The 12653-nt window shown below is 69.0% G+C and carries 9 protein-coding genes; 2 read left to right on the top strand and 7 right to left on the bottom strand.

Features of this window, described 5'->3' with window-relative positions:
- Positions 1-82 precede the first annotated feature (82 nt).
- The 5 genes from fahA to SACMADRAFT_RS12965 all read right to left on the bottom strand — a co-directional run bounded on the left by fahA (position 83) and on the right by SACMADRAFT_RS12965 (position 4742).
- The gene (fahA, locus tag SACMADRAFT_RS12985; RefSeq protein WP_009154280.1) at positions 83-1252 is read right to left on the bottom strand and encodes a fumarylacetoacetase; all 1170 of its coding nucleotides are present in this window, start codon (positions 1250-1252) and stop codon (positions 83-85) included.
- Entirely contained in the window at positions 1249-2127 is an 879-nt protein-coding gene (locus tag SACMADRAFT_RS12980; RefSeq protein WP_009154279.1) for a hypothetical protein, read from the bottom strand. Before SACMADRAFT_RS12980 ends, fahA begins: the two co-directional genes overlap by 4 nt.
- Positions 2124-3323 carry a homogentisate 1,2-dioxygenase gene (locus SACMADRAFT_RS12975; protein ID WP_009154278.1) on the bottom strand — a complete coding sequence of 400 codons (1200 nt, stop codon included), beginning with the start codon at positions 3321-3323 and terminating at the stop codon, positions 2124-2126. Before SACMADRAFT_RS12975 ends, SACMADRAFT_RS12980 begins: the two co-directional genes overlap by 4 nt.
- Before the next feature lie 92 nt (positions 3324-3415).
- Complete coding sequence (locus SACMADRAFT_RS12970) at positions 3416-3964, bottom strand: MarR family winged helix-turn-helix transcriptional regulator (RefSeq protein ID WP_009154277.1); 549 nt, start codon at positions 3962-3964, stop codon at positions 3416-3418.
- Positions 3965-3986: 22 nt separating this feature from the next.
- Positions 3987-4742, bottom strand: coding sequence for an enoyl-CoA hydratase (locus SACMADRAFT_RS12965; protein WP_009154276.1), 756 nt, complete (start codon positions 4740-4742; stop codon positions 3987-3989).
- Positions 4743-4849: 107 nt separating this feature from the next.
- On the opposite strand from SACMADRAFT_RS12965, the gene SACMADRAFT_RS12960 reads away from it, so the two are divergent.
- Both SACMADRAFT_RS12960 and SACMADRAFT_RS12955 read left to right on the top strand, forming a co-directional pair.
- Positions 4850-5254, top strand: a complete 405-nt coding sequence (locus tag SACMADRAFT_RS12960) for a DnaJ family domain-containing protein (RefSeq protein ID WP_009154275.1) — start codon at positions 4850-4852, stop codon at positions 5252-5254.
- Positions 5255-5362: 108 nt separating this feature from the next.
- Positions 5363-6184, top strand: coding sequence for an acyl-CoA thioesterase (locus SACMADRAFT_RS12955; RefSeq protein ID WP_009154274.1), 822 nt, complete (start codon positions 5363-5365; stop codon positions 6182-6184).
- A gap of 192 nt (positions 6185-6376) precedes the next feature.
- Here the strand turns inward: SACMADRAFT_RS12955 and SACMADRAFT_RS12950 are convergent, their stop codons facing one another.
- Together SACMADRAFT_RS12950 and SACMADRAFT_RS12945 are read right to left on the bottom strand one after the other, a co-directional pair.
- Positions 6377-8539, bottom strand: a complete 2163-nt coding sequence (locus SACMADRAFT_RS12950) for an OmpL47-type beta-barrel domain-containing protein (RefSeq protein ID WP_009154273.1) — start codon at positions 8537-8539, stop codon at positions 6377-6379.
- 103 nt (positions 8540-8642) lie between these two features.
- Entirely contained in the window at positions 8643-12641 is a 3999-nt protein-coding gene (locus SACMADRAFT_RS12945) for a ThuA domain-containing protein (RefSeq protein ID WP_009154272.1), read from the bottom strand.
- Positions 12642-12653: the final 12 nt, after the last annotated feature.

Genomic DNA, 12653 nt, shown 5'->3' with positions numbered 1-12653 from the left:
CTCGCGGGCAGGAACGCAGAACTCGCGGGCAGGAACGCAGAACTCGCGGGCAGGAACGGGGGACTCGCAGAGGAGAGCGCACTCAGGCCGGCAGGATCCGGCCGCGCACCTCGCCGAACCCGATCCGCCCGCCGTCGACCGCTGCGGCGGTCGCCGAGATGGCCACCTCGTCGCCGTCGAGCAGGAACGTGCGCTGCTGACCCGCCACCTCGACGGGCTCCTTGCCGCCCCAGGTGAGCTCGATGAACGCTCCCCGCTCGTGACGTCGGGGGCCGGAGACGGTGCCCGACGCGTAGAGGTCACCCGTGCGGCAGGACGCGCCGTTACAGGTGAGGTGCGCCAGCATCTGTGCGGGTGACCAGTACATCTCGCGGTACGGCGGCCGGGCGACCTCCTCGCCGTTCCACACCACGGACAGGTCGATGTCCAGCCCCCACGACTCGCCGCCACGCAGGTACGGCAGCGGCGGCGGGTCCTGCGGCGGGGTTGGCACCCTTGCCGCCTCCAACGCCGCCATCGGCACCACCCACGGCGAGATGGAGGTGGCGAAGCTCTTGCCGAGGAACGGTCCGAGCGGCACGTACTCCCATGCCTGGATGTCGCGAGCGGACCAGTCGTTGACCAGCACCGCGCCGAAGACGTGCTCGGCGAAGTCGGTGCAGGACACGGTGCCGCCGAGTTCGGAGCCCACGCCGACGACGAATCCGAGTTCGGCCTCGATGTCAAGCCGCCGCGATTCACCGAAGGTCGGCGTGTCCTCATCAGGGGCCTTGCGTTGGCCGCTCGGGCGCACGATGTCCGTTCCCGACACGACGACTGTGCCGGAGCGACCGTGGTAGCCGACCGGCAGATGCTTCCAGTTGGGCAGCAGTGGCTCCGCGTCGGGACGGAACAACCTGCCGAGGTTGGAGGCGTGGTGCTCGGAGGCGTAGAAGTCCACGTAGTCGGCGACCTCGAAGGGCAGCCGCAGCTTCACGTCCGAAACCGCGTGCACGGCCGCATCGGGAAGCTCGCCCGACACCAGTTCGGTGATCCGCTCCCGAACCTCGTTCCAGCGTGCTCGGCCCTGTGCCATGAAGGCGTTCAGCGACGGCTCGGCGAACTCCTCGTCGCGCAGGGTCGCCGCCAGGTCCACCACCGAGTCGGCCACCCGCACCCCGACGCGTGGCGTGCCGCCGGGTGGGGAGAACACGCAGTAGGGCAGGTTGGCGAGTCCGAACAGCGAGCCCTCCGGCACGGCGATCCTCGTCACGCACTGACTCCTTCACTGAGTATGGAACCGGGCAGCAGCCCCAGCGCCACCAGTTCCGCGATCGGTTCGGTGATACTGCAGGTTCCGAACGACACGAACAGCTCACGCACGGCCATGCCGCGAGCCTCGCCGAGCGCACGCACCCCGGCAGCGACGGCAGCCGCGTCGCGGTCGGCGAGCACGGCGACCACCCGCTGTTCGTCGGCGCCGTGGGCCGCGGCGTCGGTCGCAAGCAACAGGTTCAGAAAGCCATGTTGTTCGAATCCGGTTTCCGGGTCGGTGTTGCGGATGGCATGGTGCAACCCGGCCGTGGCCTTGAACGGCACGCCGGCGCGTACCGCCGCGACGACCGCGCTCGCCAGTTCGGCTTCGCCCGGGTGCAGTTCGGCGCGCACCCCACCGGTGCGAAACTTCGCCTTCCATCCTCGTTCGGCGCACACCGCGAGCACGCCGTCGCGCCGCGCGTCGCGAGGGATCTCCAGGAACACCTCGGCGCCGACGTCGTCCGACCAGGCCGTGTCCAACCGGGCCTCGCGCAGCACGGAAGGCAGCCGCGCGAGCTCCAACTCCGGGGGAACCGCGATCTCCAGTGCGCGCAACCGCACCGGCAGCTTCGCCGAGGCGGCGACGGCCGCCGCGGCCTGCCCCGGCCCTTCGGGCGCGGTCACCGCCAGCTCGAGTTGATCGCGTCCGAGCAACGTCTGCAACTGCGCCAGCGCGGGCGCCGCGACCACGAGCGGCCCGACCAACCCGCCGTAGCGTGCCGCGCGGTGCGCCGCGTGAGCGGGCACCGCCTCCGCCAGCGGCATCATGCCGGGAGGGAACACCGCGGCGTCGTCGCACAGCCTCGTGGCGAACGCGGGCAGCGCGCTCACGTGTCGGGTCCCCTGCCGGACCAGGTCCAGGCGTACCCGGGGTCCTCGCAGGCAAGGCCACCCTCGCCGAGTTCGAGTGGGCGGAAGGTGTCGACCATCACCGCCAGCTCGTCGAAGAACTCGACGCCGATGCTTCGCTCGTAGGCTCCGGGCTGCGGACCGTGCGCGTAGCCGCCGGGGTGCACGGAAACCGATCCCTGCCCGATTCCCGATCCCTTGCGGGCCTCGTAGTCGCCACCGCAGTAGAACATGATCTCATCGGAGTCCACATTGGAGTGATAGTAGGGTACCGGGATCGAGAGCGGGTGGTAGTCCACCTTGCGCGGCACGAAGTTGCACACCACGAAATTGTTTCCCTCGAACACCTGGTGCACCGGCGGAGGCTGATGCACGCGTCCGGTGATCGGTTCGAAGTCGTGGACGCTGAAGGTGAACGGGTACAGGCAACCGTCCCAGCCGACCACGTCGAACGGGTGCTGCGGGTAGACCATGCGAGTGCCGACCAGCGCGCCGCCCGCCCGGTGCTTGACGTAGACCTCGACGTCGGTGCCCTCGCCCGCCAAGGGTTCCGTCGGGCCGTGCAGGTCGCGCTCGCAGTAGGGCGCGTGCTCCAGCAGCTGGCCGAAGCGTGACAGGTAGCGTTTCGGCGGCGACACGTGGCTGCTGGCCTCTATCGCGTAGGCGCGCAGTGGCCCCTCCCCGTGCGGCAACCAGCGGTGTGTGGTCGAGGTCGGGATGACGACGTAGTCGCCTGCCCTCGCCTCGATCGCGCCGAACACCGTCTCCACCGTCGCCTGACCCGACTCGACATAGACGACCTCGTCGCCGGTGGCGTTCCGGTAAAGCGGCGAGTCCTGAGTGGACACCACGTAGGAGATCCGCACGTCGGCGTTGCCGAGGATCAGCCTGCGGCCGGTGACCACGTCGGTGTCCGACCACGTCTGTTTGGGGAACAGTTCGTGCAGCCGCAGGTGCCTGGGTCGCAGCGGGTGATTGGGCGTCGTCGTCTGGTCGGGCAGTTCCCACGACCGCGAGTCGACGATCGCCGACGGGATGTTGCGGTGGTACAGCAGCGAGGAGTCGGAGGAGAAGCCCTCCTCCCCCATCAGTTCCTCGAAGTGGAGCCGTCCCTCGCTGTCACGGTGCTGGGTGTGACGCTTCGGGGGCACCGCGCCGACCTGCCGGTAGTACGCCATGGCTGGCCTCCTTGCTGTCGGTCGGGGGCGCGAGTGACCGCGCACCCTCCCCATATAGTTAATGTGTTGACTACCTGAGTCAAGAGCCGTGCTCAGTTGCGGCCACGCACGTCGAACTGGTCGCGGTTGGTGATCAGCTTGTTCAGCAGCAGCACCAGGATCCGCTGCTCCGTTTCGGTGAGCACGCTCGCCCATTCGTGCTCGCGCTCGTTGTGCTCGCCGAACACCTCGACCATCTCGCGCAGGCCCGCCTCGGTCAACGACAGCAGCACCGACCTGCCGTCGTGCGTGCCGGGAGTGCGCTCCAGCAGGCCGTCGGCGACGAGGGCCTTACCAAGATTGGACACGGCCGCGCGACTCATGCCGGTGAGTTCGGCCGCCTTCTTGGCCTCGAGCGGCCCGGCGAGCCAGGTGACGAACAGCAGCCGAAACGCCGACCACGACCGTCCCCTCGGCCGGTGCACCGACGCCTCGAGGTCGTAGGTGACGATGTTCGAGGCCCTGTTCAGTGTCAGCAGGACCTCGGTGGCCGACTGGTGGCTGAAGCCGTACTCGGTGGCCAGCCTGCGGTTGGCCAGGGCGACGAAGGACCAGAAGTCCAGGTCCGGTTCGCCCTCGCCACCGACGGAATTGGTTAGCACATGAACTATCGTAGGCGCCGGTTCAGGACTTTCGGAACCGCGCGACGGTCTCCTGGATGGCGGGCCCGGTGGCGGAGGACGCCTGCGCCCACGACTCGAACTCCAGCGTCGCCCCGAAGTCGCCGGTCCTGGCCACCCCCACCGCGGACTTGATGTCCCTGGCCAGCGCGGGGTCCAGTTCCGCCCACCGCTGGGCTCGCTCCTCGGCCGCGGCGAGCGGATCGTCGGCGAGTTCCAGCGCGAGGCCTTCCCGTACCGCGGCCGGGCCGTCGAGCGCGCCCCCGTCCAGCAGCATCGCCAGCGCCCGCTGCGGGCCCAGCGCGTCGACCAGGAACCACGTGCAGCCGCCTCCCGGATGCAGGCCGATCTTGGAGAACGTCGCCGCGAACGACGCCGAGGGGCCCGCGATCCGCACGTCGCAGGCCATGGCCAGGTTCAACCCGGCGCCCACCGCGGGCCCCTGCACGGCGGCGATCGTCGGGATCTTCAACGCGCGCAGCCGCAGGAAGCTGTCGTAGACCCGGTGAAGGTGCTCCCGCAGTTCGCCGACCTTCGCGTCGGCGGCATGGCCGAACAGCGCGGGCAGGTCGGCACCCGCGCAGAACGCCTTTCCCTGCCCGGCGACGACCAGGGTCCGCGCCGCGGGGTCGGAGGCCACGGTCGAGATCGCGGAGCCCAGTTCCGCGCACATCTGCTCGTCGAGGCAGTTGCGCCGCTCCGGGTCGGTCAGCGTCAGCTTCCACCTGCCGCCGTCGTTGTCCAGGGCCACCTTCGTCATCGATCCTCGCTTCGCGCTCGTTTCCGGCCGGTCGGACAGGCTATTGGCTCGCAGACCCGGCGCGCCACGCAGGTCGCCCTCGGCGTCGCCGGCGGTACCGTCGGGACATGACCGAACGCAAGCCGCCGGGCGTGTCTTTCGAGAGCTGGGTCGAGCGCCAGATCCGACTCGCCCAGCAGCGGGGCGAGTTCGACAACCTTCCCGGTGCGGGCAAGCCGCTGCCGCAGGGGCCGAAGGACCGGCTCGACTGGTTCGCGCGCAAGCTCGAACGTGAGAACGTCGACGGCTCCGCGCTGCTGCCGCCGTCGCTGGCGGTGGCAAAGGAGATCGAGGAGCTACCCGCAAGGCTGTCGCGGGAGCGGTCGGAAGCCGGGGTGCGTGAGATCGTCGCACATCTCAACGAACGCATCCGGCAGGTTCATCGCGGCCCGCAGGTGGGACCGCCCCTGCGGGCGAGGCCGGTCGACGTGGAGGAGGCCGTCCAGGCCTGGCGCGAGCGAAGAAAGGCGTGAGCCCCGCCCCCGCCCCAGCGCGAGTCCTGCGCTCTCGCCCGCGAGTCCTGCGTCGCGCGCTTCGAATCTAAGATCGTTCTACTGTCCTCGAGACGAGAGGCAACCCGGATGACCGAGATGTCCCTCGCCCACGTGCTCGCGGCGCTCGACCTGCGAAGGATGTCGCCCGACACCTTCTCCGGTCGCAGCCAGCCACTACCGACGCACCGGGTGTTCGGTGGCCAGTTGCTCGCCCAGTCGGTGGTCGCGGCAGGCCACACCGTGCGGGACAACGCCACCATCCACTCACTGCACGCCTACTTCGTCCGCGCGGGCGACCCGGCGGAACCGATCGAGTTCACCGTCGACCGCACTCGCGACGGGCGCTCGTTCGCGGCCCGCAGGGTCGAGGCGGTGCAGTACGGCAAGACGATCTTCCAGCTGCTGGCCTCGTTCCAGGAACCGGCCTCCGGCCCCGGTCACCAGGACTCGTTGCCTGCCGTACCGGGGCCCGATTCGTTGCCCACTCGCTTCCCGTTCGGTTCGCCCGGAGGGCCGATCGAGGCGCGCCGGGTCCCCGAGGGCGCCGAGGGCAGGTCGGACGGGCGAGCCCGCGCGGCGGTGTGGGTCCGCCTCGCCGGGGCTCTGCCGCCGAACCCGCTGTTGCACGCCGCGCTGCTGGCATATCTCTCCGACTACTCGATCATGCACGCCGCGTTGCGAGCCCACTCGCTACGCCACAGCGCCCAGCACGTCAAGACGGCGAGTCTCGATCACGCCATGTGGTTCCACGGTCCGGCGAATCTCGACGGTTGGCTGCTCTACGACACCGTGAGTCCTGCCGCGGGCAACGCTCGCGCGCTCGGGATGGGCAGGCTGTTCACCCGGTCCGGCCAGCTTCTGGCCACGGTCGGTCAGGAGGCGATGGTTCGGGTGTCCGAGTCGCCGTGATTCCGGGGCAGGAACGCAGCAGTCGCGGACGGGAACGCAGAACTCGCGGGCAGGAGCGGGGGACTCGCGGGCAGGAGCGGGGGACTCGCGGGTTTGGGCGCGGCTGGTGGTGGGCGTTCGACGGTGTCGCCGCCGAACGCCCACCACGCGGTGGCCGCGCCGTCACTCACCCACCGATGTCGGCACCACCCTTCACTTGCCAACGTCGGAGCGTGCCGCCGCGCTCACGATGCGGCCACGATCGCCGTCCGTGATGATGCCCGCCTCCACCAGTTCGCGGGTCAACTCCTGGACGTGATCGACGAACTCGCCGTGGTTGGCGTACTCGGCGTCCTCGGCGATCAGGTCGTTGATGGTGCACCCGTTGCCGGTGTCGACGTTGCCGACGCCGGTGTCGTCGTCGCCGATCGTCACCGTCGGCCGCTCGTCGGAGTCGGGGCAGGCGTCCGTCGGGTCGGCGACGACGGTGAAGGACACCGCACCTTCTGCGGTGTTCTCCGCGTTGTCGACAGCCCGGTACCGGACCGTGTGCTCCCCGGGCCGGTCCACCGTCACCGGCCCCTCGTACAGCCGGAACTGGGCGTCGTCGAGGGCGTACTCGACGGCGGCGATGCCGGAATCGGCGTCACTCGCCGAGATCGTCACCGTCGCCGAACCCACGTAGTTGCCCTGCCCGTCGGTCTCACCACCGACCTCGGCCGACACCTCGGGCGGCGCGGAGTCGCCTGGATCGGCTTCGACCACGGTGAACGCCACCGAACCCACGTCGGAGGTGTTGCCTGCGTTGTCGCTGGCTCGGTAGCGCACGGTGTGCTCGCCTGCCTGGTTCACCACGATCGGCTGCGTGTACTCGGTGAAAGCCGCGTCGTCGAGGGCGTACTCGACGGCGGCGATGCCGGAATCGGCGTCACTCGCCGAGATCGTCACCGTCGCCGAACCCACGTAGTTGCCCTGCCCGTCGGTCTCACCACCGACCTCGGCCGACACCTCGGGCGCCGTGGTGTCGTCGGGCGGCGGTTCCACCACGGCGAACGAGACCGACCCGGGCTGCGAGGTGTTGCCCGCGGTGTCCGTCGCCCGGTACCGCAGCGTGTACTCCCCCGGCTGGTCGAACGTCACCGGTGCGGCGTAGGCCTGGAACGCGCCGTCGCCGATCGCGTACTCGATGCTGTCCACTTGGGACTCGGAGTCCTGCGCGGCCAGTGTCACGGTCGCGGAACCGAGGTAGTTGCCGCCCGCGTCCCGCTCGCCCGCGATCTCGGCGGTCACCTGTGGCGGTGTGGTGTCGCCCGGATCGGGCGGCACCACGGTGAACGACACCGAACCCGACTGGGAGACGTTACCCGCGTTGTCGGTGGCCCGGTACCGAACGACGTGCTCACCCTCGGTGTCCACAACCACCGGAGCCGAGTAGGTCCGGAAGCCGCCACCGTCCAGTTCGTACTCCACCGACGCCACGCCGGAACCGGTGTCCGTGGCCGCGACCGTCACCGTCGCCGAACCCACGTAGTTGCCCTGCCCGTCGGTCTCACCACCGACCTCGGCCGACACCTCGGGCGGCGTCGTGTCACCCGGATCCGGCTCCACCACGCTGAACTGCACCGACCCGGTCGGTGAGGTGTTGCCCGCGTTGTCGGTGGCCCGGTACTGCACGGAATGGTCACCGACCCGGTCCACCGTCACCGGGCCGGTGTAGGGCTGGAATCCCGTGTCGTCGATCTCGTACTCCACCGACGCCACGCCGGAGCCCGCGTCGGTCGCGGTCACGGACACGGTCGCCGAACCGAGGTAGTTGCCCTGGTCGTCGGTCTGGCCGGTCACCTCGGCCGACACCTCGGGAGCCGTGGTGTCCGAACCCTCGCCGGTGACCACAAGGACACCGGTCATCTGACCGTGCCCCGGCATGTCACAGAAGTAGCGGTACTCACCGGGTGAGAGGTTGACGTTGACCTCGTACCTGCCCTCGTTGGCGTCGAAGGGGCTGGCGAGGATGTTGACGTCGACGTCGTGGTTGTAGCCCGGTGTCGAGGTGTCGAAGGTCAGCGTGTGTGGCAGACCGGTGGTGTTGCCGGTCGCCGTGCTGTTCTCGAACACGATGGTCGCCGCCCCCGCCGTCGCGGTGCTCGGCGCGGAGGCGTAGGAGGTGATGCTGTCGTTGGCCGTCCAGGTCAGCACCTGAGCCTGCGCGGTCCCGGCCGCCGGTTCCGGCGTCCGCGGTGCCGCCGACGCGGGCGCCAGCCACAAGGTCGCCACCAGTAGTCCCAGTATCGCCACGGCGAACCGGCCCGCCGCGGCCCGTAGGCGCGCGATCGGCCGGGGTTTTCGTGGTGTGGCGGAAGGTAATCGTGAATACATCGAAGTGCCGCACCTCTCGTGCTCCCGGCGCACATGCCGGGTAGTGGGGTTGGGGAGCCTGCCGGCGCGGATGGCGACCACCCGCGCCGGCAGGCTTGCTCGGTTACAGCGGCCGCACCCGGATGTTGCGGAACTCGATCAGGTCGCTGTCGCCGTGGTTCTGCAGCCCGATGAAGCCGCTGGCGAACTGGCGCAGGTCCGTCGGCGGATCACCCGCCCGCGAGGACTCCTTGCCCGGCGTGTTGTCGAACTCGTTGATCACCACTCCGTTGCGGATGATCGTGTAGTGCTGTCCGACAACCCTGATCTCGTAGTCGTTCCACTCCTGTTTCGGGGTGACCCCGGCCTGGTCGAGAGCCACCGGATCGAAGTTGTAGATCGACCCGGTCTTCTGCGGCTCGCCCGGCGCACCGTCGTAGATCTGCACCTCTTGTCCGCAGTAGATCGCGACCCAGGCATGGGAGTCCTTCGCCGCTCCCGTGTTCGCGCATTCGGGCCGCTGCTCCTGCGGGGTCCTCGGGTCGGGGAACCGGACGAACACACCGCTGTTGGCGCGGTGGTCCTGCGGTGACACGTCGCGGAACCGCAGCTTCAGTGAGAAGTCGCCGTACTCCTTGGCCGCGTACCACAACATGCCGAGCCCTCCGGAACTACGGATGGAGCCGTCCGGCTGCAGCCGGAAGCTTCCGCCAGGTGCCTGCTGCCAGCCCTGCAGCGACTCCGCCGTTCCGTTGAAGATGGGCTCGTACCCGGTGTCGGACTTCTTGCCGATGTCGGACTTCGCCGCGGCACCGGTCAGGGCGGCGGACTCCCTTGCGGTCAGCACACCGTCCTGCTTCAGCCTGTCGACGACCTCGCTGACGTGGCTGACGAAGTCACCGTGGTTGCGCCAGGTGCTCTCGTCGTCGATGAGGTCGTTCACCGTGCAACCGCCCGCGACGTCGTGGTTGGTGACGCCGGTGTCGGTGTCACGCAGCCACACCGTCGACCGGTCGTCCGGAACCGAGCACCCCACGTCGACCTTGAGGGTCGTCGTGACCTTCTCACCGTCGGCGTAGGTCACGGTGAGTTTCGCGGTGTAGGTGCCGATCCAGTCGTAGGCGTGCACGGGGTTGGCCTCGGCGGAGGTGGCTCCGTCGCCGAAGTCCCAGTGATAGGACACGCCACCGGACCGCTCGCCGGTGAAGGCCATCGTCAGCGGCTTGTTCTGCAACTCGGTCACCGATGCGGTCGGCTTCGGCGTCGGCTCACCGCCGGTGTAGGTGATGCGGATCAGCTTCTGGTTGTCGTGCAGGCTGAAGAAGCCGCCCGCGTAGTCCAGCAGGTACAGCGCACCGTCCGGACCGAACTTCGCGTCCATCCAGCTCTGCAACTGCTCGTTGCCGCCGCCCGAGCGGATGATCTTGCGCAGGTCCTCGGCGAACAGCGGCGGGGCCTGCTCGGCGACCCCTTGCGGGTTCACCGTCACCGCGACCCGGTTGTTGGGGTTGCACTCGTCACCGATGAACCACTTGTTGTCCCAGTAGGCCGGCCATGCGACCCCGCTGTCAGCCGCCACCTGCGAACGGTGGTAGGTGGGACCGTCCATGATGGCCTGGCAACCACCGGTGAGGTACGGCTGGGTGTAGGTGGCGTCCTCCTCGTTGTAGGTCGGGATGCCGCTGCCGTCGGCGCGGTCGGGGAAGACCGGGCCGCCACCCTGCGGCGAGTACCAGATCATGTTGTCGCGGGCGGGCGGGATGTCGACCAGCCCGGTGTTGCGTGGCGAGTCGTTCTTCAGGTTGTCGCAGTCGTACCAGCCGGTCAGGATCTCGGCGTCGGTGTTGCTGCGGTCGCGGTAGGGCTGCCGGTTGCCCATGCAGTACGGCCAGCCCTGGTTGCCCGCCGACGTGATGATCGTCGCCGTCTCGTACTTCGCCGGGCCCAGTTCGGGGCTGGGCGCGCCGGCGTCCGGGCCGACCCATGCCGCTGTCAGCCAGTCGTTGACCTTGTCGTAGGCGAGCCGGGAGATGTTGCGCACGCCCATGACGTAGATCTCGGGCCTGGTCTTGTCACCGGGGTCCTCGGCCTCGGGGAACAGGTTGCCTTCCGGGATGGTGTACGTCCCGTCGTCCTCGGGGTGGATCCGCAGGATCTTTCCGTTGAGGTCGTTGGTGTTGCCGGACGTGCGCCGCGCGTCCTGGAACGACACTCCCTTGTAGTCCTTGGTCCAGTTGTTTCCGGAGTAGCCACTGGACCCCTGCGAGGAGTTGCTGTCGCCGACCCCGATGTAGAGGTTGCCGTCGTTGTCGAACGCCATCCCACCGCCGGCGTGGCAGCAGCTGTGGATCTGGGTGTCCCACTGCAACAGGTCCTTGCGCGAACCCAGATCGATCGTGTCGGTACGCGCGTCGTAGGTGAAGCGCGACACCGTTCGCCGGCCGATACGGTTGTCGGTGTCGATGGAGTCGTGCGGCATCCAGTAGACGTACATCCAGCCGTTGTCCGCGAAGTCGGGATCGAGGGTGATGCCGAGCAGGCCTTCCTCGCTCTTGATCAGCTCGTCACCGCTGCCGCGGTTGCCGAACACCTCCAGCGTGGTCACCAGCTTGACCTGCTTGCTCTCGGGGTCCCACTGGTGAATGGTGCCGCAGCCCAGGCCGACGTCGGGGTCGTCCCAACTCGGTATCGGGCCACTGGGGCACGCGGCCTTGCCGACGTAGAACACCGTGCCGTCGTCGGCGATGGTCAGACCGTGCGGCTCGCCGATCTGGTCGAGCTGACCCGGCTGGTTCTTGCCCGTCAACCGCTCGATCTTGTAGTTGGAGGCGATGGTGGCCTGGCAGTCACCGCGCACCACTCCGGTGGTCCACTTCAGAGCACCGAGCAGGTGGTCGAGGAACTTCTGCTCGCCGTAGCCTTCCTCGGTCCCGCCCATTCCGGTGTAGAAGGAGCGGCCGCCGTCGTAGTCGCGGCACCAGGAGATGGGGTGGAACGCCCCGTTGCCGTTGTTGCCCGGGTCGTAGGTGTGCTCCTGCACCTGCGCGACGGTGTGCACCTCGCCGATCGGGTTGCTGTCCCAGTTCAGCCACTTGTCGGTGCGGGTCCAGGTCAGTGGCAGCCCCTCGTTGGCGGGGTGCTGCCGGTCGGTCACGCTCACGACCGCTTCCTGCGGCCGTGGCGGGGGTGGTGGTGCCGCGTCCGGGGTGAACAGCTCCAGCTCGGCGAGCTGCACCAGCGGCTCTCCGCTGTTCGCCTTCACGTCGAACCGGAAGTACTCGTATGCCTCGGTGTTGTCGATGTCGAACTGCCGGGTCTGGAACCGGTCGGGAAAGGTCTGCCCGCTGCGGCTGTCCAGCTCGGTCCAGTTCTGCCCGTCGGCGGAGGCGCTCAGCGTCCAGTCCTTGGGGTCGCGGCCGGGGAAGTCGTTGGCCGAGGTGAGCGCGTAACGGGAAACCGCCGCGGGCTCGGCCAGCTTCATCGTGACCCAGCCGGTCGGCTCGAACGTCAACCACTTGGTGTTGACCTTACCGTCGACGAGCTTTTCCTTGGTCTCGTTCGGCGGGTTGTCACCGCTGGCGTCGATCTCCACGACCTCCTCGGGGAGGGCGCGGGCACCGGCGGGGCGGGCACCGATGAGTCCGCTGAACCAGTCGGAGCGGGCTTGCGCCTTGGCGGCCTCGCGGATGCCGAGGAACCCGCCGCCGCCCTGCACATGGCTTCGAAGCGCCGCTTCCTGCGCCGCGTTCAACTCGGCCCCCTCCGAGGACAGGAACACGACACCGCGGTACCGGCGCAGGTTGTCGGCAGTGAACACGCCCGGGTCGACGGCCTCGTCGACGTTGATCCCGGCGCTGCCCGCGAGGCGTTCGATCGCGTCGGCCGCCTTGTCGACCGGGTCGGTCTGCTCGGCGGCCGGTCCGTGGAACAGCAGCACGTTCACGCCGCCGCCTGCGTCCTGCTCGGCCGGGGGCGTCGGCTGCTGTGCCGACACGCCGGTGGCGGGAATGGTGGCCAGCCCCAGCGTGAGCACGGTTGTGGCCAGCATGGCCATGGTGTGCCGTAACGGTTTCGGGCCCGCCCGCCCGTCACGGGGTAGAGCTGATGATCCTCTTCGACTCATCCCTACTCCTTA

The organism is Saccharomonospora marina XMU15 (genome assembly GCF_000244955.1).
GTDB classification, from domain to species: domain Bacteria; phylum Actinomycetota; class Actinomycetes; order Mycobacteriales; family Pseudonocardiaceae; genus Saccharomonospora_A; species Saccharomonospora_A marina.
This window is presented reverse-complemented; position numbering and strand designations above follow the sequence as displayed.